Raw genomic sequence first — 23,395 nt, 5'->3', positions numbered from 1 at the left:
CGTTCCCCTCCCTAGGGGCTGAGGTGCATCGCCAGGCCCGCCAGCCGACGAATCGTCTGGCTTTCGCTGTCGCGGTACGGACGCCCGTCCGGGAGGAGCAGATCGTGGAACCAGACGTCGGGCGGCGCCGCGTACGGGTGCTCCCACGAGTCCCAGGGGAAGTAGGTTTGGGTCTTCCCGGCGACCAGGCCCCAGTTGATCGCACCGACGTTGTGCGACTTGGCAATTGGCAAAACGCCCTCCACGGTGCTGCCGAGCGATCGGGCCAGGTACTCGGTGCACAGGATCGGGCGTCCCTGCGGGGCAAGCTCCGCGATGCGGGCCTCGAAGTCGGCGGGGCCGCCGTAGCTGTGGAACGTGATGACGTCGGAGTTGTCGAGCTGAATGCCCCTGATGGTGCTGCGCAGATCGGAGTCCTCTTCGGGTTCACCGTCCCACACGCCGCTCGTCAACGGTTGCCGCGGATCGACCGAGCGAGCCCAGGCGAATACCTGCGGAAGCAGCTCGGCGACCAGGTTCAGCTTGTCGGCCCTCTCGACAGAGCGGTAGTAGCGGGAGGGATTGTCGGGCTCGTTCCACAGGTCCCAGCCCAAAACGCGGTCGTCGTTGCGGAATTGGGTCAGCACCGCCGTGACGTAGCCGCGCAGGACGCGGCCGTAAGCCCCGTCGCCCAGGCGGTCTGCGCCCGGGCTCTGCACCCAGCCGGAGTTGTGCACACCGGGCCTGGGATCGCGCTGCTTGCCCGCGCGGGGGAACGGATCCCAGCAGGAGTCGAAAAAGACGAACAGCGGTTTGATGTCGTGCGCCGCCGCGATGTCGACGAACTGGGCGAGGCGGCCCTGGAATCCCCGGGAATCCTGGGTCCAGAGCTGATCGTGCAGGAAAACCCGCACCGTGTTGAACCCGTGCTGCTGGGCCCAGCCCAGCTCGGTGTCGATGCGCCGCGGGTCGAAGGTGTCGGCCTGAAACATCTCCAGCTGGTTGATGGCGTTCGACGTCACGAAGTTCGCGCCGAGGAGCCAGCCTTGCGCCTGGTACCAGCGGTCGGCGCGATCGGGCGACCATCGACTTGAGTCGGGTGAGCCGACGGGCGGTTGCGCGGCGGCGCGCGGTGCGCGGGCCAGGGCGGCGCCTCCTGCCAAAAGCAGCGGCAACTTCAAGACCGTCCGGCGGTGCACGAAGCCACCGAAAGTGCCGACTATGTGTTCAACCCCCCGCCCGCGGAGTCGCCATTGTGTACAGAAGAAATCGTACACGCCCTGCCACGCAAGGGATTTCAGCAAAACCCAGTCTGGACCGGATCGACTTTGCAAGCGCGCAGAAGCCCGCGACCGCTAGCCGTTGGCGAAGCTCCGGCGGGGGAGTGGTAGTGGCGGCGCCGCGGCGGGGGTCAGAAGCAGTGCTCGTCGGCGGGGAAGGCGCCGGCGGCCACTTCCTCCGCGTATTGCACTGCGGCCCGGCGCAACTCGCCGCCGATGTCGGCGAACCGCTTGACGAAGCGGGCGGGCCTGCCGCCGCTCAGGCCGGCCATGTCCTGCCAGACCAGCACCTGGGCGTCGCAGTTGGGACCGGCGCCGATCCCGATGGTCGGGATGGTGAGCTTGCCGGTGATCTGGGTGGCCAATTCGGCCGGCACCATTTCCATCACGACCGAGAACGCCCCCGCTTCGGCGACGGCGATGGCGTCGTGGACCGTCTGCTCGGCGGCGTCGCCGCGGCCCTGCACCCGGAAGCCGCCGAGGCTGTTCACGCTTTGCGGTGTGAAGCCGATGTGTGCCATCACCGGGATGCCGGCCGCGGTCAGGCAGGCGATCTGCTCGGCCACCCGCTCACCGCCCTCGAGCTTCACGGCGTGCGCGCCGCCCTCCTTCATGAAGCGGGTGGCGGCGGCCAGCGCCTCTGCCGGGCCTGCCTCGTAGCTGCCGAACGGCAGGTCGGCGACGACCATCGCGTGCTGCGCGCCGCGGACCACGCCGCGGACCAGCGGGATGAGTTCGTCGATCGAGACGGGCACCGTGGTGTCGTAGCCGTACACGACGTTGGCGGCCGAATCGCCGACCAGCAGCACCGGGATGCCGGCCTCGTCGAAGACCCGCGCGGTCGAATAGTCGTAGGCCGTCAGCATGGCCCACTTGTGGCCCTCGGCCTTCATTTTCTGCAAGTGGTGGGTGCGGATGCGCGTCAGTGGCTTGGCTTGCGCCGACGGATTGGCACCATAAGGGTTCTGGTCAGGCATCGCAGACATCATTGTCCCTGGTAGTGGTCGGATCGATCCTCGTGGCCATTCAGGTCCCCGGGTTCGCTGACTTCCGCCATTCTGCCATCTCTGGTGCGCGGTTGCACCGCCCGTGTGATGTGAGACATACCATTCTCCGCATGCAGCGGCTCAGTGGGCTCGACGCCAGCTTCCTGTACCTCGAGACCGCCTCCCAGCCCATGCATGTTTGCTCGATCATGGAGTTGGACACCTCGACGATGCCGGGCGGCTACACCTTCGATCGGCTGCGCGACGCGTTGTCGCTGCGCCTGAAGGCGATGCCGCAGTTCCGCGAGAAGCTCGCCAACAGCCCGCTGAACCTCGATCACCCGGTGTGGGTGGACGACGAGCACTTCGACGTCGACCGCCACCTGCACCGCATCGGGTTGCCGCCGCCCGGCGGGCGCACCGAGCTGTCGGAAATCTGCGGCCACATCGCGTCGCTGCCGCTGGACCGGGGCCGGCCGCTGTGGGAGATGTGGGTCATCGAAGGGGTGGCCGGCGCCAATTCCGATCGGCTGGCGGTGATGACCAAGGTGCACCACTCCGGCGTCGACGGCGTCACCGGCGCCAACTTGATGTCGCAGCTGTGCGCCACCGAACCCGACGCGCCCGCCCCCGAGCCGGTGGACGGCGTCGGCGGCGGCAGCGGGTGGCAGATCGCCGCGGGCGGCCTGATCCGCTTCGCCGGCCGCCCGCTGCGATTGGCCAACGTCGTGCCCCAAACCGTGTCCTCGGTGGTCGCGACGATGCGCAAGGCCGTCGAGGGCCGGGCGATGGCGCGCCCGTTCGCCGCGCCGCGGACCGCCTTCAACGCCAGCATCACCGGTCGCCGCAACATCGCCTACGCACAGTTGGACCTCGAGGACGTCAAGACGGTGAAGAACCACTTCGGCGTCAAGGTCAACGACGTGGTGATGGCCCTGGTGTCGGGGGTGCTGCGGCAGTACCTGGCCGAGCGCAATTCCTTGCCCGAAGCGCCGCTGGTGGCTTCGGTGCCGGTGTCGGTGCACGGCAAGTCCGATCGCCCCGGCCGCAATCAGGTTTCGGCCATGTTCTCCAGCCTGCACACCGACATCGCGGACCCGGTCGAACGCCTCAAGGCCATCGCCGAGGCGAATTCTGTTGCCAAGCAAAATAGTTCGGCGATCGGGGCCTCCCTGCTGCAGGACTGGTCCCAGTTCGCCGGGCCCGCCGTGTTCGGCGTCGCGATGCGGCTCTACGCCAGGACGCGGTTGACCGAGAGCATGCCGGTGCACAACCTGGTGGTCTCCAACGTCCCGGGTCCGCAGGATCCCCTGTACCTGCTGGGGTGTGAGGTCAAGGCGATGTATCCGCTGGGGCCGATCTTTCACGGCTCGGGGCTCAACGTCACGGTGATGTCGCTGAGCGGCACGTTGAACGTCGGGCTCATCTCGTGCCCGGATTTGCTGCCGGACCTCTGGGAGATGGCCGACGACTTCGCGGTCGCGATGGAAGAACTGCTCGCGTCCGCCGGGTAGGCGGGGCCCGAGGCGCTCATCTGAATCTCAGGTTGGCTCTGGCAGCATAGGTGGGCATGAGAGTGTTTCGCCGCGACAGGATCGCGCGCACGCTGCTGATCTGGACGGTGATTGCTGCCGTGGCGCTTACGGTGGCTGGCTGCCTCCGCGTGGTCAACGGCCGCGCCCTCATGAAGGGGCCCAAGCTCGGCCAGCCGATCGAATGGACACCCTGCCGCTCGTCCAACCCCAAGGCCAAGATTCCCAGCGGCGCGATGTGCGGCCGGCTGGCTGTGCCGGTCGACTACGACCACCTCGACGGCGACGTCGCGACTCTGGCCATGATCCGCTTTCCCGCGACGGGCGACAAGATCGGCTCGCTGGTGGTCAATCCCGGCGGCCCCGGGGAGTCCGGCATCGAGGCCGCGTTGAGCGTCGTTCAGTCGCTGCCCAAACGCATCCGGGAACGGTTCGACCTGGTCGGCTTCGACCCGCGCGGGGTGGGCAACTCGCGGCCGGCGATCTGGTGCAACTCGGACGCCGACAACGACCGCCTGCGCACCGAGCCGAACGTCGACTACAGCCCCGCCGGGGTGGCCCACATGGAGGACGAGACCAAGCAGTTCGTCGCCCGCTGCGTCGACAAGATGGGCAAGAACTTCCTGGCCAACGCGGGCACGGTCAACGTCGCCCGCGACCTCGACGCGATCCGCGCGGCGCTGGGCGACGACAAGCTGACCTATCTCGGCTACTCGTACGGCACCCGGATCGGCTCCGCCTACGCCGAGGCCTACCCGACCAAGGTGCGGGCGATGATCCTCGACGGCGCCGTCGACCCCAACGCCGACCAGATCGAGGCAGACCTGCGGCAGGCCAAGGGTTTTCAGGACGCGTTCAACGACTACGCCGCCGACTGCGCCAAGCAGCCGACCTGCCCGCTGGGCACCGACCCGGCCAAGGCCGTCGACGTCTACCACAGCCTCGTCGACCCGATGGTCGACCCGAACAACACGATGGTGGGCAGGCCGATCCCGACGAAGGACCCGCGCGGGCTGAGCTACGCCGACGCGATCGTGGGCACCATCATGGCGTTGTACTCGCCGTCGCTGTGGCACCACCTGACCGACGGCCTGTCCGAGTTGGTGAACCACCGCGGGGACACCATGCTTGCGCTGGCCGACATGTACATGCGGCGCGATCCGCACGGTCACTACACCAACGCCACCGACGCGCGGGTCGCCATCAATTGCGTTGACCAGCCGCCGATTACGGACCGCACGAAGGTGATCGACGAAGACCGCCGGTCGCGGGAGATCGCCCCCTTCATGAGCTACGGGCAGTTCACCGGCGACGCGCCGCTGGGCACGTGCGCGTTCTGGCCGGTGCCGCCGACGAGCAAGCCGCACGAGATCTCGGCGCCCGGCCTGGCGCCGACGGTGGTGGTGTCGACCACGCACGACCCCGCGACGCCCTACAAGGCCGGGGTCGACCTGGCGAACGAGCTGCGCGGGTCCCTGCTGACCTTCAACGGAACCCAGCACACGGTCGTCTTCCAGGGCGACAGTTGCATCGACAACTACGTGACGGAGTATCTGATCGGTGGCGACACGCCGCCGAGCGGCGCCAAGTGCTAGTGCGGTGAGGCTTCGCCGAGACTGCGCCCAGCGCGAGAACCCGGCGGATTCTTGGCGCTGAGCGCAGTCTCGACGGACTGGCGGCGACACGCGGAGGCGAGACCAAGGCGTGACCTTTTCGCGCTGTGACGGGTATCCGAGGCTGCGAATATCTACAGCCATGTCGCGCCGGAGACCGTTGAGCTCGGCGCTGCTGTCGTTCGGATTGTTGGTTGCGGGTTCGCAGCTGCCATTGCCGGTGGCCGCCGCGACGCCCGAGCCCGGCGCCGGCCAGACGCCGAGCCCGGCCCCGCCGGCCGCCGCGGTGCGCCCGCAGAACTGGGGCAGCTGCAGCCAATTCCTGACCGACACCAGCGACCTTCCCACCGCCCAGTGCACCACCGTGTCGGTCCCGATCGACTACGCCAATCCGGGTGGGGCACAAGCCAAGCTGGCGGTCATCCGGGTTCCCGCGACCGGCCGGCGGGCGGGAGCGCTGTTCATCAACCCGGGCGGCCCCGGCGCGTCCGCGGTCGAGATGGTCGCCGGCATGGCCTCGGACCTGGCGAACAGCGACATCACCCGCAATTTCGACCTGATCGGGTTCGACCCGCGCGGGGTGGGCCACTCCACCCCGCAGTTGCGGTGCCGCAGCGACGCCGAATTCGACGCGTTCCGGCGCGACCCGATGGTCGACTACAGCCCGGCCGGCGTGGCGCACATCGAGCAGGTCTACCGCCAGCTTGCCCAGGAGTGCGCGAGCCGGATGGGCAACGGGTTCCTCGCCAACGTCGGCACGGCGTCCGTCGCGCGCGACATGGACGTGGTCCGCCAGGCGCTGGGCGACGACCAGATCAACTACCTCGGCTACAGCTACGGCACCGAGATCGGCACCGCCTACCTCGAGGGGTTCGGCAGCCACGTGCGGACGATGGTGCTCGACGGTGCCATCGACCCGACCGTGGACCCGGTGACCGAAAACATCAACCAAATGGCCGGATTCCAAACGGCTTTCAACGACTACGCCACCGACTGCGCCCGCTCGGCGGGCTGCCCGCTGGGCACCGATCCGGCCCAGTTCGTCAACCGCTACCACGCCCTGATCGACCCGCTGGTCGCCAAGCCGGGCCGGACGAAGGATCCGCGCGGCCTGAGCTACGCCGACGCGACCACCGGCACCATCAACGCGCTGTACACGCCGCAGCATTGGAAGTACCTGACCAGTGGCCTGCTCGGGCTGGCCCGCGGCACCGACGCCGGGGACCTGCTGTTGCTGGCCGACGACTACGAAGGCCGCGACCAAAACGGGCACTACACCAACGACCAGGACGCGTTCAACGGCGTGCGTTGCGTCGACGCGCCGACGCCGACGGATTCGGCGACGTGGGCGGCCGCCGACCAGAAGATGCGCCAGCTCGCCCCGTTCCTGAGCTACGGGCAGTTCACCGGCAACGCGCCGCGCGACCTGTGCGCGCTGTGGCCGGTGCCCGCCACGTCGCGGCCGCACGCCGCGCCGCCCGCCCCGCCGGGCAAGGTCGTCGTCGTCTCCACGACGCACGACCCGGCCACCCCGTATCAGGCCGGCGTGAACCTGGCCCGCCAACTGGGCGCCCCGCTGATCACCTACGACGGAACCCAGCACACCGCGGTGTTCAACGGCGACCAGTGCGTGGACACCGCGGTGGTCCGCTACTTCGTCGCCGGGACCGTGCCACCCGCGTCGCTGCAGTGCCGGCCCTGAGCGGCCTTTTGAACTGCGGTGGTAACACCGATTTAACAGCGGACGCATACTGTCGGGTCATGGATCGACAGAAGGAATTCGTCCTGCGCACGCTCGAGGAGCGGGACATCCGCTTCGTTCGGCTCTGGTTCACCGACGTGCTCGGCTACCTCAAGTCGGTCGCGATCGCCCCGGCCGAACTCGAGGGCGCCTTCGAGGAGGGCATCGGTTTCGACGGATCGTCGATCGAGGGCTTCGCTCGCGTCTCGGAATCCGACACGGTCGCCAACCCCGACCCGTCGACGTTCCAGGTGCTGCCCTGGGCCACCTCGTCGGGACACCACCACTCCGCCCGGATGTTCTGCGACATCACCATGCCCGACGGCTCGCCGTCGTGGGCCGACCCCCGGCACGTGTTGCGGCGCCAGCTGCAGAAGGCCAACGACCTCGGTTTTTCCTGCTACGTGCACCCCGAAATCGAATTCTTCCTGTTGGAGCCCGGTGCCGATGACGGGTCGCGGCCCGTGCCCATCGACAGCGCCGGCTACTTCGACCAGGCCGTGCACGACTCGGCGTCCAACTTCCGCCGGATGGCGATCGAGTCGCTCGAGTTCATGGGCATCTCGGTCGAGTTCAGCCATCACGAGGGCGCGCCCGGACAGCAGGAGATCGACCTGCGCTTCGCCGACGCGCTGTCGATGGCCGACAACGTGATGACGTTCCGCTACGTCATCAAGGAAGTCGCGATCGAGAACGGCGCGCGGGCGTCGTTCATGCCCAAGCCGTTCGCCGAGCATCCCGGCTCGGCCATGCACACCCACATGAGCCTGTTCGAGGGCGACGTCAACGCCTTCCACAGCACCGACGACCCGCTGCAGCTGTCCGACGTGGGCAAGTCCTTCATCGCCGGGATCCTCGAGCACGCCTCGGAGATCAGCGCGGTCACCAATCAATGGGTCAACTCCTACAAGCGGCTGGTGCAGGGCGGCGAGGCGCCCACGGCCGCCTCCTGGGGGGCGGCCAACCGGTCGGCATTGGTGCGGGTGCCGATGTACACGCCGCACAAAACCTCGTCGCGGCGCATCGAGGTGCGCAGCCCCGACTCGGCGTGCAACCCGTACCTGGCGTTCGCCGTGCTGCTGGCCGCCGGGCTGCGCGGGGTGGAGAAGGGCTACGTGCTGGGACCGCAGGCCGAGGACAACGTCTGGGACCTCACGCCCGAGGAACGGCTCACGATGGGCTATCGCGAGCTGCCCACCAGCCTCGACGCCGCGCTCAAGGCGATGGAGGCCTCCGAGCTCGTCGCGGAAACGTTGGGGGAGCACGTCTTTGACTTCTTCCTGCGCAACAAGCGCACGGAGTGGGCCAACTACCGCAGCCACGTCACCCCGTACGAGTTGAGCACCTACCTGTCGCTGTAGCTCACGTCGGCCGCCGATCGGTCTGAGAGATCGGCCGGTTGCGCTACGGTCGTGGTCGTGACCAAACCCGCGACGGAGCGCCCCAGGCTGCCCAGCGTGGGCCGGCTCGGGTTGGTCGACCCCCCGGCGGGCGACCGCCTGGCGCAGCTCGGTTGGTACGAGCGCGACGACCAGGACTACGTCGACCGGTTGTGGTCGCTGTCGCGCGCGCCGGATCCCGACGCCGCCCTGCGGGTCCTGATCCGGCTGGCGGAGAACCCCGACAGCGACTGGGATGAGCTGAACGCCGCGCTGCTGACCGAGCGCGGGCTGCGCGGGCGGCTGTTCGCGGTGCTCGGCTCGTCGCTGGCGCTCGGCGATCACCTGGCCGCCAACCCGAAGTCCTGGAAGCTGTTGCGGGGCAAGGCGCACCTGCCGTCGCGCGATGAGCTGCTCGCGACGTTCCTCGAGTGTGTCGACGAGGCGCTGGCCGGCCCGGGCTCGGCGCTGTCGCGCCTGCGGGTGCTGTACCGCGACCAGCTGCTGGTGCTGGCGGCGCTGGACCTGGCCGCGACCGTCGAGGACGAGCCGGTGCTGCCGTTCAAGCTGGTCGCCGCCCAGCTGTCGGATTTGGCCGACGCCGCCCTGGCGGCGGCGTTGCGGGTGGCCCAGGTCAGTGTGTGCGGCGAACGGACGCCGCCCCGGCTGGCGGTGATCGCGATGGGCAAATGCGGTGCCCGCGAACTGAACTACGTCAGCGACGTCGACGTCATCTTCGTCGCCGAGCGCGCCGACGCGCAGAGCGCACGGGTGGCCGGCGAAATGATGAAGGTGGCCTCAGAGGCCTTCTTTCAGGTGGACGCCGGGCTTCGGCCGGAGGGCCGCAGCGGTGAGCTGGTGCGCACCCTCGAGTCGCACGTCGCCTACTACCAGCGCTGGGCCAAGACGTGGGAATTCCAGGCGCTGCTGAAGGCCCGCGCGGCCGTGGGCGACGCCGAACTCGGCGAACGCTACCTGGCCGCGCTGATGCCGATGGTCTGGATCGCCTGCGAGCGCGAGGATTTCGTCGTCGAGGTGCAGGCGATGCGGCGCCGGGTGGAGCAGCTGGTGCCCGCCGAGGTCCGCGGCCGCGAGCTCAAACTCGGCAGCGGCGGCCTGCGGGACGTGGAGTTCGCGGTGCAGCTGCTGCAGCTGGTGCACGGCCGCAGCGACGACTCGCTGCACGTGGCCTCCACGGTGGACGCGCTGGATGCGCTGGGTCAGGGCGGCTACATCGGGCGCGAGGACGCGGCGAACCTGACCGCCTCCTACGAGTTCCTCCGGCTGCTCGAGCACCGGCTGCAGCTGCAGCGGCTCAAGCGCACGCACCTGCTGCCGGAGGCCGACGACGAGGAGGCGGTGCGCTGGCTGGCGCGGGCGGCGCACATCCGGCCCGACGGCCGGCACGACGCGGCGGGGGTGCTGCGCGAGGAGCTACGGCACCAGAACGTGCGGGTGTCCGAGCTGCACGCCAAGCTCTTCTACCAGCCGCTGCTGGAGTCGATCGGGCCGGCCGGCCTGGAGATCGCGCACGGCATGACCTCGGAGGGCGCCGAGCGCCAGCTGGCCGCGCTGGGCTACGAGGGGCCGCAGACCGCGCTGAAGCACATGTCGGCGCTGGTCAACCAGAGCGGCCGCCGCGGGCGGGTGCAGTCGGTGCTGCTGCCCCGGCTGCTCAACTGGATGTCCTACGCGCCCGACCCCGACGGCGGGCTGCTGGCCTACCGGCGGCTGTCCGAGGCGCTGGCGGGGGAGAACTGGTACCTGTCGACGCTGCGGGACAAGCCCGCGGTGGCCCGGCGGCTCATGCACGTGCTGGGCACCTCCGCCTACGTGCCGGACCTGTTGTTGCGCGCGCCCAGGGTGATCCAGGACTACAGCGACGGCACCGCCGGCCCCAAACTGCTCGAGACCGAGCCCGCGACGGTGGCCCGCGCGCTGGTCGCGTCGGCGTGCCGCCACGCCGACCCGGTGCGCGCGATCGCCGCGGCGCGCACGCTGCGGCGCCGGGAACTGGCCCGCGTCGGTTCCGCCGACCTTCTCGGCTTCCTCGAGGTGACCGACGTGTGCCGGGCGCTGACGTCGGTGTGGGTGGCCGTGCTGCAGGCCGCCCTGGAGGCGATGATCAGGGCCAACCTGCCCGAGGACGGCCGGGCGCCGGCGGCCATCGCCGTCATCGGCATGGGCAGGCTGGGCGGCTCGGAGCTGGGCTACGGGTCCGACGCCGACGTGATGTTCGTCTGCGAGCCGGCCCCCGGGGTGGAGGATTCCCGGGCGGTGCGGTGGTCGACGACGATCGCCGAGCAGATACGGGCACTGCTGGGCACCCCCAGTGTCGACCCGCCGCTGGAGGTCGACGCCAACCTGCGGCCGGAGGGCCGGCAGGGCCCGCTGGTCCGCACGCTGAGTTCGTACACCGCCTACTACGACCAGTGGGCGCAGCCCTGGGAGATCCAGGCGCTGCTGCGGGCGCACGCGGTCGCGGGCGACGCTGAGCTGGGCCAGCGTTTTCTGCTGATGGCCGACCGGACCCGCTATCCGCCCGACGGCGTGTCCGCCGAGGCCGTGCGGGAGATCCGCCGCATCAAGGCCCGCGTGGAGGCCGAGCGGTTGCCGCGCGGCGCAGACCCCAACACCCACACAAAGCTGGGCCGCGGGGGGCTGGCCGACGTCGAGTGGACGGTGCAACTGATGCAGCTGCGGCACGCGCACGAGGTCCCGGCGCTGCACAACACCTCGACGTTGCAATCCCTGGACGCGATCGCCGCGGCGAACCTGGTGCCCGCCGAGGAGGTCGACCTGCTGCGGCAGGCGTGGCTGACCGCCACCCGGGCGCGCAACGCGCTGGTGCTGGTCCGCGGCAAGCCCACCGACCAGCTGCCGGGGCCCGGGCGCCAGCTCAACGCGGTCGCCGTCGCCGCGGGCTGGCCCACCGACGACGGCGGCGAATTCCTGGACAACTATCTTCGGGTGACGCGACGCGCGAAGGCGGTCGTGCGGAAGGTGTTCGGGAGTTGAGTCAGGAGGCCGGCGCGTTGGATGCCATTTTCGAGGTGCTCAGCGCGGAGGAGGCGCAACGGGCGACGGCCAGGTATACCCCGCTGGCCGACGCGGTCCGGGAACTCATCGACGCCACCATCCGCACCGGCGCCGACGACGACGTCGTCGCCGACGCGCGGTCCGCGATCGAGGCCGTCACCCAGTCGTTGCGGCAACGGACCCGGCCGATCGGGGTGAGCTACCGCGTCGACGGCGGCCGCCCGCTGACGTTGGGAAATGCCGCGATCGGCCTGGGCAATCCGATCGCCCCGCCTCTCATCATCCACCATGACGGCGGCGGCCGGTGCTGGAGCGAGTTCGTCCTCGGGTTGGCCTACGAGGGTCCACCCAAGCTCGTACACGGCGGGGTGAGCGCCCTGGTGCTCGACCACATGCTTGGAGAGGCGGCCAGCGAGGGGTTGTCCAAGCCGCGGTTCACCGGAACCATCACGGTGAAGTACCTGCGCGGCACCCCCCTGGGCCCGCTTCGGTCCGAGGCCTGGATCGAGGGCAAAGAGGGTGTGAAAGTCTTTGCGCGCGGCACCATTTCGGACGCCTCCGGGGTCACCGTCGAGGCCGACGGCGTCTTCATCGAGCCGTCCTGGGTGCGGGAAGCGCAATGAGGTTCTACGTCAGCAGCGCCTTCCTCAACACCCGGGAGATCATCGAGATCGCCAAGGCCGCCGACGAACTCGGCTACGACGGCATCGGCATCCCCGACCACGTCGTCAACCTGGAGACCCTGCAGACCCCGTACCCGTACACCAAGGACGGGCAGCGCCGCTGGCAGCCGTTCACCGACTGGCCCGACCCGTGGGTCCTGGTCGGCGCGCTCGCCCAGGTCACGACGCGGCTGCGGTTCGTCACCACCGTTTACATCCCGGCGATGCGCAACCCCTACTCGGCGGCGAAAGCCATTGGGACCGCTGCGGTTTTGGCGTCGGGCCGGGTGGAGCTCGGCATCGGCGTCGGCTGGTGCCGCGAGGAATTCGCGCTGATGGGCGAGCAGTTCGGCGCGCGCGGCAAACGCACCGACGAGATCATCGACCTGATGCGCGCGCTGTGGCGGCCGGGCTGGACGGAATTCGAAGGCGAGTTCTACCGCGCGCCGCGGCTCGAGATGGAGCCGACGCCGCCGCCGATACCGGTGTACGTCGGCGGGCTCAGCGACGTCGCGCTGCGACGCGCCGCCCGCAACGACGGCTGGATCGGCGACCTGATCAAGACCGACCGCGCCATCGAGGCGGTGGGCCGGCTGCGCGAACTGCGAGTCCGAAAACGGGCTTTCTATGGACGATTTCACCATCCTGACGCCGCTGACCGACGCCTTCACCACCGCCGACTACCGGCGCGCCGCCGACGCCGGCATCACCGGCATCATCACGATGCCGTGGATGTTCTACGCGGGGCCCGACGCCACGCTGGACGACAAGATCGACGGCATGCAGCGCTTCCGCAAGGACCTGGCGCTCGACGGCTGATCGATAAAGAGCTGGCCGGTCATTCGAATTCGGTGGCGGGCAACGCGCGCCGCCGCTTGTCCTCGTACATGGCCGCGTCGGCCCGTTTCAGCAAGTGGTGCGGTTCTTCGGGCTCCGTCGCCAGCGCCACTCCCATTGCCGCGCTTATGGTCAGCTGGAGGTCGGGGCTGAGTGCCATCGGCTCGAGCAGAGACTGACGGATCCGGTCGACCACCAGCGCGGCGCCCTGCGCATCCGTCCCCGGCAGCAGCACGACGAACTCGTCACCGCCGAGCCTGGCCGCGAGCGGCTCCGCTACGGCCCGCCCCATCACGTCATGACGAGCGCGGGTTACCTCGACGACGCGCCGGGCGGCCTCGCGCAGCACGCGGTCGCCCGCTTCGTGCCCGTACTGATCGTTGACTTCCTTGATGCGGTCGAGATCGATGAAGATGGCGGCCACCGGATCATCGGGTGTTGCTTGCGCCAGCATCGTGGCCATGAGGCTGGTCAGATTGTGGCGGTTTCGTAGCCCAGTCAGCGAGTCGTGCAGGCCGAGGTACGCAAGTTCGGCCTGGGCTCGGCTGAGCTGGGCGGATTCGACGTCGTATGCCAGCACTTGCGCCGCGTGCAGGTCGGCAGCTGTCCAGGGCGCGCTCGAGCCGCTGACTTGCTCCAGCCAGGTGTCGAACGACTTCCTCGGATTGATCAATCCGGTGGAGGGGACGTGCGGATCCCCCAGCCAGCGGAGCTGCTTCGGGCGGTCTTGCCGGAACCAGATCACGAAGTCATCCGGTCCGCCGAGCGAGACGAACAAGCAGCCGGCCGCCCCGAGGGCATGAGCAGTCGGTTCCGGCAAGCGGTCGGTGGCCCAGGGAGCGTCCGCGGACCGGGCGGCGCGGATTTCGCCAGCGATTCCGCGCACGACGTCCTCCGACGCCGCTGCGCCAACCGACCGATATTGCCCGTCCGCGCATGCGGCCGCGCCGTCTGCCCCGCAGAGCTCCAGCAGGTCACCGGAAGCCGACGTCAGTCCCTCGGCAATGGCGGGCGCGTCCCGCATCGCTGCCCTGAGCCGCGCCCGGATGGATTCACGGCCCGCCGCATCGTTCAGTCGGGAGATCTGTTCGGCCGCAGAGACTTGAAGTTTCGCCTGCAGGACGAGCAGTTCACACGACCTGCGCATCGAGCGCGACAGCCATCGAGGGCTTCCGGAAATGCACGAGACGAGCCTGGTCAGCCGTCCTCCCTCGGCCATGGAGAACGAAACGCTCGCCGCCGTCTTCATATTGCGCATGTATTCGAGGTGGAAGGGGGAAACGCTGCGCAACGCGGCGCGGCTCAGGTCGAGGCTCGCGCCGGCCATGCGCGGGGAGGCGATCAAGGCGACGTCGCCTTCGTCGACGTCGGGTATGTAGCGCGAGGCTTTGCGCGTGTAGATCTGGCGGGCTTGGGGCGGAACGTCGCTCGCCGGGAAATGGTGCCCGAGGTAGCGGACCAGTCCTGGAAGGCGATCCTCGGCGACGATCTCTCCGTGCTCGTCGTCATGGAATCGGTAGACCATCGCGCGGTCGAACCCGGTCAGCGCGCGCGTTGCGCTCGCGATGGCGGCCTCAACATCGGGTGCGCTCGTCGCCTCGCCGATCGCCTGTGAGGCATAGAGAACCGGGACGAGGTTGGCCTGATCGTCCCCCTGGGCCCGCTCGAGCTCAATGACGATCTGCCCGTCGGCTTGGTGCAGAATCACATCGACCTTGCCGTCGAACGGAGCTGACAGGCGCATCCCATACAGATCGGGCGACGAAGGCCGGTAGCCGGTCTGCTCGATCGCATGCTCAAGCCGCTCGTGTTCATCGGGGGAGAAGATGCTCATCACCGCAGAATCGAAAAGCTGATCCGGCGTTGCCCCGACGAACTCGGAAGTGTTGGCGCTGGCGTACGTGATGCGGCGATCGTGCAGATCGGCGGCGACCAGGGCGCCATGGGCTTGGATTCGGCCGGACAGGTGCAGCTGTTCACTCGCGCAATCGGTCAGAGCCTGCGCGCTCGGGTGTGGGCCGGCAGTCATCGGATCGCTTCCCGCGAGTTGTCCGGCCCGCTCAGGATGTCGCGGATCAGCGCGAACGCCGTCAGCGCACCCGCAACGACCCGGGCGGAGTCCGCTCCGGATTCGCCGAAGGCATCCAACGCAGCCTTGAAATGACGCCAGAGCCGGCCGAGGTCGAGCGTGTCGGAGGCGAAGAAGGATCGCGGAAAATCACCGCACCCGGAAGCGGCGAGCTGGGCGGCGATCACGCGGCCGCCGAGGACGGATCCGGCCGCGACGTATGCCGCCCCGATCCGCTCCTCGCGGCCTCCGCGGAGCCGAGTCGCGACGGGCTTGCTCTGAACAGCGCAGCCGTCATCAGCCGCGGTCGGCAGGCGCTCCGACATCGACCTGATATCTGCGCGCAGCGCCTGCTCCCGGTTCAGCAGGGTGACGTCCGGCCCGAGTTCCCTGGCGACCGTTTCCCGGCTGAACTCCGCCACGACGGTGTGGAAGATCAGCAAGCCGTTGAGCACGGCCAGGTATTCCGACGCATCGGGGCGGCGGAAGTCGAGACGCATTGCCGCCTCGGCGGCCCGGTGTGCTTGCGCCGTGTTTTGCCGCAGGATCCGAGAAAGCCCCGGTCCTCCGGGTCGGCGCGCACCGGCCCCGGCGCCGCGCGCACTTGCATGATCCACTCTCGGAGAATAGAACCTCGCGGTTCAAGCTCGGTGTAAATGACGTCGGACGCGGCACTCGAAGATCCCGAAGTTTGAGCGAATTCAGGATCGAGTCCAAAGAGCAAGCAATCACGTCGGCAGCGATCGCCCGGCATCACCACGGCGAGGACCCTTCAGCAGGTGACAGCTACACCACATGCCGATCATCCGAATGCACCGTTGAGAATGTCGAGCGGCGCTACGTCGCTCCGGGGGGTCGCTCCGGAGGGTGGCTGGAGGTCGTCGAGATGGCCGAGGACAACCCGCCAGGATGACCCGCGGGATCCTGGGCCGCCGGCCGGGTTGACCTACCGCAGCCGCGCGACGCCGCCGCGCAAAAGCCCAAGCGGTTCAACGACTCTGAGCGCCAGGACGCGGCGTGCGGCCATCAATACGACCAGGTTGAACGCGAGCCGGCCCAGCGCGACGCGGCTCGTTCGCCGCCTCCAGGTCGACGGCCTCGGGCCGGCGCGCCGCCCCAGGTAATAGCCGAGACACAGGGCTGTCCCGAGCGCCGAGATAACGGCAAGCGCTGCCATGAGATGAGCGTCCTTTGCCGCTGTCGCGGAAAGGTCACATCCCGGACACACCTCGGTGGCGAAGATCGGCGACAAATCCGCGAGCCACTCGTGGTGGCCCGGCTACCAGCGTCCTTGGTGGTATCGACATGCTTTTCGAACCGGATTGCCAACTCCCTTCGGCGGAAGAGGGTTTCACCGAATCATCGAGGGTAGCCTTCGACGGTGCGATCCTGGCGCATCGCACCTGTGGCGACACACGGTTGATGCCGCACGTGAGAAGTGACCGAAAGCGGTTCCTGCTGATGGCCGACCAGACACCGCTGCGGTTCTGGCGTCGGGCCGGTGCCGCGAGGAATTCGCGCTGATGGGCGAGCAGTCCTGCGCGTGCGGCAAACGCACCGACCGCTGGATCGGCGACCTGATCAAGACCGACCGCGCCATCGAGGCGGTGGGCCGGCTGGGCGAACTGCGAGCGAAAACGCGCTCTCCATGGAGGATTTCACCGTCCTGACGCCGCTGACCGACGCCTTCACCACCGCCGACTACCGGCGCGCCGCCGATGCCGGCATCACCGGCATCATCACGATGCCGTGGATGTTCTACGCAGGGGCCCGACGCCACGTCGGCCGACAAGATCGACGGCATGCAGCGCTTCCGCAAGGACCTGGCGCTCGACGGCTAAACTTTGCCCGTGGCCTTCACGGTGGTGTTCAGCAACGGCGAACCGCGCGACTACGGTGCCTTCGACAGCTACGAGGTCACCGACGCGGGGGTGCTGATCATCAACATGCACCGCGAGGACGTCGAGCGGCACTACGTCGCTCCCGGGGGCTGGTTGGAGGTCGTCGAGATGGCCGAGGGACAACCCGTCAGGATGACCCGCGCGATACTGGGCCGCCGGCCCGGTTGATGTTGCAGCACAGCAGTTTCCGCGCGTGCCGCCGATGTCGCGACATATAGCCGATGGGGAAGACGCGCCGCGATCCGACACGTCGCGCGAACGCGGCGACTGCCTCCAGCCGCTGACGGCATCCCGAGGGTCCAGCAAGCGGCCGCGCATCGTTCGATTTGTGTCGGCAGTGTTCGGGGTTTGCGTCGTGTGCGCGACGATCGTGACCGATATCCAGCTCCGCCCCGGCAACACGGCGTGGCTCATCAAGGACTTCGCCCAGCTGCAACGCAGGGTGAAGGCAACGATCGGAATCGCGCTGGCTCCCGTGGGTGACTCGGCAACACCGCTCAGCCTGGGCGGGTGGCACAACGGTCCGGCCTGGTCAACGATGAAGGTGCCGTTGGTCATTGCAGCGCTCCGCGAAGCGCAAGCGTCCCGCATCAGCGACCAGATGACCGCGGCGATCACCGAATCGGATAATACTGCGGCCGAAGCGATTTGGTCCGGCCTGGGGGATCCGGTGACCGCCGCTGCCAAGGTCGACTCCGTGCTGGCGGAAACGGGTGACCCCACCCGCGTGCAGTACCGAAAAATACGCCCGGAGTTCAGCGCGTTCGGGCAGACGGACTGGCCCCTGGTCGAGCAGGTGCGGTTCCTCTCCGTGGCAGCGTGCGACCGCAGAAACACCCCGGTTCTGATGCTGATGGGCCAGATCGAGCGCGGCCAGCGCTGGGGCCTGGGCACCATCGCCGGCACGCGGTTCAAGGGAGGGTGGGGCCCGTCACCCGCCCGGGCATACCTGGTGCGGCAGTTGGGGCTGATCAGCACCCTGGCCGGCACGAGCGCGGTCGCGGTCGCCGCGCAGCCGGATTCGGGCACATTCGCCGACGGCATCCGAGCGCTCGACCAGATCGCTGAATGGGTATCGGAGCACCTCGTGATGTTGCCGAGCGCTCGCTGTCCGCACGGGCGGGGGCCGCAGCCCGGTGAAAACGAACCGGTTGGCCCGCCATCCGGGTGATACTGACCGGATGTACCGGGATGCACGGTGACTGATTCCCCAGGCATGGCGGACGGTCCCTCGGGGCGGGATTCGGCGCCACCCGCCCCCGGCAAGCAGCCCTGGTGGAAACGGCCGATAGGGAGGGTCGGCGCGGTCCTCGTTCTCGCCGCTATCGCAGTGGGCGGCTACTTCGGTGTTGACGCACTGCTGTCGCATCCATCGCCGAACACATCGCTGTCCACCGCGGCCGGTCCCGATCAGGTCCCCGGCCTGCCGCCGGGCGCGGCGGCTTGCAAACGGGTACAGACGGACGTTCAAAAGCCTTTCAACTCGGGCGCGCGTGGCACGCCGGCGACCAGTTGCGGGTTCGTCGAGCAAGTGCGCAAGGAGTATGCGATTCACAGCACACCCAGCTCCGGTCCGTCCGAATTGGACGTGGTCAGTCCCGCAACTTTCAGGTGGTACAGAGTTGCCTGCTTCAACTCGGGCGACTATGTCACGTGCACAGGCGGGGCGGCGGCCGTCGTTTACCTGTACAACAAACCCGGTGCGTGACAGCCAAAGCCCGCCGTCAACTCTGCGGCTCGTCGGGGGTGGGGGGTAGCCCCGGGCACAGTTCCCGGGCACGGATCTGTGGTGAAACCCACGCGGCCCAGTTGTTGCGGCTCATCGTTGTAGTCAGTTTGGCGCACACCGCATCCGCGGGGGCAACCCCACGTGGGTGCGGGTTCGGCCAGATCCGGATCGTTCCATCGACGCTACCGGAGACGAAGAGGGTGGGGTCGGGGCTGACCGCGACGCTGACGACTTGGGCTTGGTGACCGGTGAAGGTGTACTGGCGCCCATTGGCTGCGCTCCACAGCTGCACGGTGTAGGGGTCGAAGCTTCCCGCAACGATGCGATCCTGTGATGGGTCGGTCGACTGGGAACTGAAGGCCAGGCCCATCACTGCGTCACCGATTTCCGCCGGATCCCCTAAAGGGTTGCCGGTGTTGACATCCCAGCGCTGGATCACGCCGACGGCCGACTTCAGCCTGGCGGTGCCCCAGTCGGTGCTGCCGGACGCCAGCCGGCGGCCGTCGGGGCTGAAGGCGATGCCAAGAACCTCGGCCGGGCGACCGGCCGCCAGGTGCGACTGTCCGCTGAACGATTTAGGCAGCCTGGCGGCAGCGTCGGCCTCCCACACCTCCCGGCCGGTGAGGTCCCACAAGCGCACGATCCCGGCCACGCCGCCCGATGCCAATCGATCACCGTGCGGGTTGAACGACAGATCGAAAACGATCGCGTGATCCTTGTTTTCCAGCGTCGTCGCTCGTGGGGTCGACGACGACACGTCCCAGAGGGTGATCTGCCCGTCGATGCCCGCTGAGGCCAGGATGTCGGCGACGGGACTCATCGCGATCGCCGTCACCGGCCGTTCCGTCGGGATCTTCCTGACCGTATTGGTGGTCAGGTTCCACAATCGGACGTTGCCGTCCGTGCTCGCGGAGGCGACCTCCTCTCCCGTCCAGTTGAACGCAACCCGGGTGACGACGCCCGCGGGTTCGGGCATGCTCCTGGTCTGTGCTCCGGTGTAGGAGTCCCATAGCCGTACCGTCCCGTCCACGCCCCCCGACGCGATCTGGTGCCCCACCGGACCCGTTGCCACGCTCGTCACGGGACCTTGATGGCCACCCAGGGGCTCTTTAAGAGGTTGCCCTACCACAGCATTCCAGAATCGCAACGCGTGTTCGTTTCCGCCACTGATGATTTCGTTATCGACGATAGCGACGCTGAGTACCAAGCCCTGGTGTCCGATCAAGGGGTCACCGATGCGCTGCCGCTGCGCAACGTCCCACAGTTGAACGGTCTTGTCATTGCTTCCAGACACCAGGCGGGTGCCGCCCGCGCTGAAGGCGACGCTGGTCACCGGTGCCGTGTGGCCCCGACCTCCCGGCGTCGGCAATTGCCCCGCCGTGCTCAGCTTTCCGCTGTCCCAGAACCGCACCAGGTTGTCCGCGCCGCCGGATGCGACAAGGTCGTCGTGCGGGCTGAAAGTCACGCTCATGACGCCGCCGCGGTGGGCGTCCGGTTGGACGGGGTCCGCCGGCGGGTTGTCACCGGCCGGCAAAGTGTTGAGATTCCAGATCCGGATGGCCCCGTCGGCTCCGCCGGCCGCCAACCTGTCCCCCGCATGATTGAAGGCCACCGTGAAGATCGCTCCGGCGGGGTTGTTGGCGATCGTGCGCAGGTCGTTTCCGTCCGGCCGCGAAAGGTCGATGAACCCGTCGACACCGGCCGAGACGAGGCGCTGGCCGTCGCGGCTCAATGCAACGGAGGTCACCCGACCCTGATGGGGTCGCGGGAGGGTCTTCGCAACGGGCGGTTGGTCGTTGAGGTTCCAGACCTGCACGGTCCCTTCTTCGCTGCCCGCGGCGACCACTTGACCGTCGGCACTGATCGCCACATTGGTGAGATGGGTTGGCCTCATGGGGAATGACAGGCAGCCCGAATCGGATTTGGCCTGGACTGGGCCCGCCGCACACGCGCTGTTGCGCAGCTTTTCCAGCCAATTCGGCGAATTGGTGTCCCATATGCGCAAGCCATCGCTGTCGGCCACCGCCAAACGGTGGCCGACCTCGGCGAACGCCACGCCGACCACCGGAGCGCCGACGTTCGCGATCAGATCGGTGCTCCATCTCTTGACCAGAGCATCCAGCAGGGGTTCGTCGTTCGGTTTTGTTGCTATCTTGTTGGCCGCCAACAACTCCTGGAACGCTCGCACATCGTCACCGGTGTTCGCAGTGGTCGCTGTGGTGGCGTTGCCCGCCCGGGCCAGGATCGCCTGTGCGTCGGAGACCAGCTTCTGAGCGACGTCGTCCTGGGCGTTCCGCTGGGCCAGAAGTTGCTGATGGCGCGCCCAGATCAGCAGGCCCACCGCCACCAGAGCGACGACGACCGTGCATGCGAGCACGGCACGCAGCACGCGGGAGCCCTTGCGCAGGGCCGCTGCGTGAGCTTGCGCATCGGCCGCACGCTTGCTTTCCGCGGCCGCCAATTTCTTGGCCGCTTCGAGCTCGGCTTCGCGCTGTCGCTGTTCGGCGTCCAATCTGTCGTTCTCGGCCGTACGGCACGCTGCGAGGTATTCGCGGTCGGTCTCGTCCAAATTCGCTGCCAGGTCAGGTCGCTGGCCCAGTCGCTCGGCGGCCGCGAGCCGATCCACCGCGTGAATGAGCCAGGCGATGCTCTTGCCCGACTTGGCCCAGTCGCGCGAGGCGCGCTTCACGCCCTCCAGCACCGCCAACAGTGCCGAATCCTCGGTCAGCCATCCGCCGAGGAGACTCCACTGCCGCAGTAGCGCCTCGTGCGCCGGCTCGATGGTGGTCTCGCCGGTCCGGGCGAGCCGGTCGATCGTCAGGAGACGCTGTTCGACCAAGTTGTGCAGGAGCGGTCGGCTGTCGGCGGGGATCTCCGAAAGGCGCGCGACACGCCGCCGCGGTGCGCCGGTGTCGGGATCGATGTCGGCCAGCCACGGGATCAATCCCTGCCGCAGCAGCGCCAGCCGGTGGGCGCGATCTGCCGGTACCGGCGGCTGGGTCTCCGCCGTGAGTGCCTGCTCGACCGCTTCTTCGATCGAGCCCTTGATACCCCCGAGGTTGCGGTAGTCGCTGAGAGTGAGGCGGCCGTTAACCCCGTTCTCGAGGTAGAGGCGTTCCATCGTGAAGCTGAGCAGGGGAAGCGCATCCTTGGCGCCGCCGACCTCGATGTCCTCGAGTAGCACGCCGACCAACCCGTCGTCGATCTTCAGCTGGCGCGTCGTTTCCGCCAATCTCGTTGCCGGACCCTTGATCACCTCGGCGTAGGACCCGTGTGGCATGGGCCCCAGGTCGAACGGGACCTTGCGCACACCCTCGAGAGCCTTGACTTCCTGCAGCTGGGTATACGAGTCCGACCGGATCGCGATCACCACGATCACCGCGGGTTCGTCTTCGTCGAGCAGTTCGCGCAGCAGGGTCAGCAGTCGTTGGGCCTCCTCCTGGCCTTCAGCACGGAAAAGTTCTTCGCCCTGGTCGATTGAGACGACCACAGCCGGTGGCTTCGTCGGGGCGTCGGCTTCGCTCGCTTCGGGTGCCGCCGCGTCGACGAGGGCCTGCAAGATCGGACGCAGAGTCGATGCGCCCCCGTCGATGGCCGCTCGAATCTTGCTGCGCGCCAGCTTTATTCCCGCGGCGGTCCGCGCGGACTCGAGCGCCCGCAGCAGGCCGTTGTCGCCGGTGATGGCCGCACGTTCCGGCCTGACAATCGGCAACGGCAAGAAATCACGGTCGTAACGCGTCATCCGGGCAAACAGCCCGGCGCGAAGGAACGATGACTTGCCGGCGCCGGAAGCGCCCAATATCACCAGAAGCCGTGGTGGCGGGTCTTCGCGCAAGCCCCGCAGCTGGTCGAGCGCCTCGAAGGTCGGCGCATCGCGTCCGAAGAAGATGCCGGCGTCGTCGGCCTCCAGCGGCCGCAGGCCCCGATAGGGCGGGCGATCCGGGTCGTCTTCCGGCGGCCATTCGAAAAACCGCGGGTCCAAACCCGCCTTGACCAGGCCGGCGCGCAGCCGCTTGAGGCCCTCCTGGGAGAAGGTGACGTGGCATTCCTCGTGGGTGCGCGGCAGCGTGACCCGGAATTGCCGGTGGTCGCGGCCCGAGGCCAGGTCGACGACCTGCCAGGTGTCGCTCAGCTCAGCAGGCAGGTCGGCGGGTTCGAAGCTTTCGATCAGCACGCCGAAGAGCCGCTTGCCGAGTTTGTGCGCGAGCGAAAGCTCTGTGTGACACCAGCTCGATCCAAGCCACGCACGCGAAACAAGGAATAGCACGGCTTCGCAGCGCGACGCCGCCTCGTTGAGCGCGCGCTCCCATCGTTCCCCCGCCGCGATGCCCCGATCGGCGGCGAGGTCGAGAAATACATCGTCCCAGCCCTCGGCCGCCAGCCAGTCGCTCAGGCCGACGGCCTGGGCGTTGTTGACGCTCGAGTGGCTCAGGAATATGCGCGCCATGACTTACCGAACCGCGCTGGCATCGATGCGGGAAGCGACACACCACCCGGCACCCGTTACCCGAGCCAACCCAGCCATCGACCCGTTATCCCTTGCCTCCGACCCGGCCCATCCTGGGCGCCACCGGACTCACCGACAACGGGCATGGTAGTTGGCTCGGGGCCGCAGCAAAGCAAAACCAGCAGACAGGCATGCGCCGCCG

15 protein-coding genes and 2 pseudogenes are annotated in these 23,395 nt (G+C 68.4%); 11 read left to right on the top strand and 6 right to left on the bottom strand.

The window, feature by feature from the left end; genetic code table 11:
- Window positions 1-11: 11 nt before the first annotated feature.
- Together A5705_RS02330 and panB are read right to left on the bottom strand one after the other, a co-directional pair.
- The gene (locus A5705_RS02330; protein WP_067874327.1) at window positions 12-1,178 is read right to left on the bottom strand and encodes a cellulase family glycosylhydrolase; all 1,167 of its coding nucleotides are present in this window, start codon (window positions 1,176-1,178) and stop codon (window positions 12-14) included.
- 212 nt (window positions 1,179-1,390) lie between these two features.
- Window positions 1,391-2,236 (bottom strand): 3-methyl-2-oxobutanoate hydroxymethyltransferase, encoded by an 846-nt coding sequence (gene panB / locus A5705_RS02325; RefSeq protein WP_068275068.1) that lies wholly within the window; start codon window positions 2,234-2,236, stop codon window positions 1,391-1,393.
- A gap of 140 nt (window positions 2,237-2,376) precedes the next feature.
- Between panB and A5705_RS02320 the strand changes: the two genes are divergently transcribed.
- The 7 genes and pseudogenes from A5705_RS02320 (at window position 2,377) to A5705_RS02290 (ending at window position 13,030) form a co-directional block, all read left to right on the top strand.
- Window positions 2,377-3,759 carry a wax ester/triacylglycerol synthase family O-acyltransferase gene (locus A5705_RS02320; RefSeq protein WP_068275064.1) on the top strand — a complete coding sequence of 461 codons (1,383 nt, stop codon included), beginning with the start codon at window positions 2,377-2,379 and terminating at the stop codon, window positions 3,757-3,759.
- 50 nt (window positions 3,760-3,809) lie between these two features.
- Window positions 3,810-5,372, top strand: a complete 1,563-nt coding sequence (locus A5705_RS02315) for an alpha/beta hydrolase (protein WP_156738250.1) — start codon at window positions 3,810-3,812, stop codon at window positions 5,370-5,372.
- Between the two features lie 160 nt (window positions 5,373-5,532).
- Complete coding sequence (locus A5705_RS02310) at window positions 5,533-7,092, top strand: alpha/beta hydrolase (protein ID WP_068275061.1); 1,560 nt, start codon at window positions 5,533-5,535, stop codon at window positions 7,090-7,092.
- 59 nt (window positions 7,093-7,151) lie between these two features.
- Window positions 7,152-8,492 carry a type I glutamate--ammonia ligase gene (glnA, locus tag A5705_RS02305; RefSeq protein ID WP_067874341.1) on the top strand — a complete coding sequence of 447 codons (1,341 nt, stop codon included), beginning with the start codon at window positions 7,152-7,154 and terminating at the stop codon, window positions 8,490-8,492.
- 51 nt (window positions 8,493-8,543) lie between these two features.
- Complete coding sequence (locus A5705_RS02300) at window positions 8,544-11,528, top strand: bifunctional [glutamine synthetase] adenylyltransferase/[glutamine synthetase]-adenylyl-L-tyrosine phosphorylase (RefSeq protein ID WP_068275057.1); 2,985 nt, start codon at window positions 8,544-8,546, stop codon at window positions 11,526-11,528.
- The gene (locus A5705_RS02295) at window positions 11,525-12,172 is read left to right on the top strand and encodes a PaaI family thioesterase (protein WP_082956247.1); all 648 of its coding nucleotides are present in this window, start codon (window positions 11,525-11,527) and stop codon (window positions 12,170-12,172) included. The genes A5705_RS02300 and A5705_RS02295 overlap by 4 nt, the downstream gene beginning before the upstream one ends.
- Window positions 12,169-13,030: pseudogene (locus A5705_RS02290) on the top strand (TIGR03619 family F420-dependent LLM class oxidoreductase). Before A5705_RS02295 ends, A5705_RS02290 begins: the two are co-directional and overlap by 4 nt.
- A 19-nt stretch (window positions 13,031-13,049) precedes the next feature.
- Here the strand turns inward: A5705_RS02290 and A5705_RS02285 are convergent.
- From A5705_RS02285 to A5705_RS02275, 3 genes are all read right to left on the bottom strand, one after another.
- Window positions 13,050-15,077 (bottom strand): sensor domain-containing diguanylate cyclase, encoded by a 2,028-nt coding sequence (locus tag A5705_RS02285; protein ID WP_068275054.1) that lies wholly within the window; start codon window positions 15,075-15,077, stop codon window positions 13,050-13,052.
- Window positions 15,074-15,733 (bottom strand): biliverdin-producing heme oxygenase, encoded by a 660-nt coding sequence (locus A5705_RS02280; protein ID WP_082956246.1) that lies wholly within the window; start codon window positions 15,731-15,733, stop codon window positions 15,074-15,076. The genes A5705_RS02285 and A5705_RS02280 overlap by 4 nt, the downstream gene beginning before the upstream one ends.
- Before the next feature lie 329 nt (window positions 15,734-16,062).
- Window positions 16,063-16,293: a hypothetical protein gene (locus A5705_RS02275; RefSeq protein ID WP_068275048.1), complete on the bottom strand. Its 231-nt coding sequence runs from the start codon at window positions 16,291-16,293 to the stop codon at window positions 16,063-16,065.
- Between the two features lie 298 nt (window positions 16,294-16,591).
- Here A5705_RS02275 and A5705_RS26885 point away from each other — a divergent pair.
- The 4 genes and pseudogenes from A5705_RS26885 to A5705_RS02255 all read left to right on the top strand — a co-directional run.
- Window positions 16,592-16,957, top strand: a pseudogene (locus tag A5705_RS26885) (hypothetical protein); the annotation flags it as partial.
- Between the two features lie 9 nt (window positions 16,958-16,966).
- Window positions 16,967-17,185, top strand: a complete 219-nt coding sequence (locus A5705_RS02265; protein WP_067874353.1) for a hypothetical protein — start codon at window positions 16,967-16,969, stop codon at window positions 17,183-17,185.
- Between the two features lie 34 nt (window positions 17,186-17,219).
- Window positions 17,220-18,188: a hypothetical protein gene (locus A5705_RS02260; RefSeq protein ID WP_231982355.1), complete on the top strand. Its 969-nt coding sequence runs from the start codon at window positions 17,220-17,222 to the stop codon at window positions 18,186-18,188.
- A 159-nt stretch (window positions 18,189-18,347) separates the two neighbouring features.
- Entirely contained in the window at window positions 18,348-18,725 is a 378-nt protein-coding gene (locus A5705_RS02255) for a hypothetical protein (protein ID WP_068275042.1), read from the top strand.
- 16 nt (window positions 18,726-18,741) lie between these two features.
- Here the strand turns inward: A5705_RS02255 and A5705_RS02250 are convergent, their stop codons facing one another.
- On the bottom strand, window positions 18,742-23,193 hold the full coding sequence (locus A5705_RS02250) for a TIR domain-containing protein (protein WP_068275039.1): 4,452 nt from the start codon (window positions 23,191-23,193) through the stop codon (window positions 18,742-18,744).
- Window positions 23,194-23,395: the final 202 nt, after the last annotated feature.

This window comes from Mycobacterium sp. E787 (assembly GCF_001668725.1).
In the GTDB taxonomy this organism is placed as follows: domain Bacteria; phylum Actinomycetota; class Actinomycetes; order Mycobacteriales; family Mycobacteriaceae; genus Mycobacterium.
This window is presented reverse-complemented; position numbering and strand designations above follow the sequence as displayed.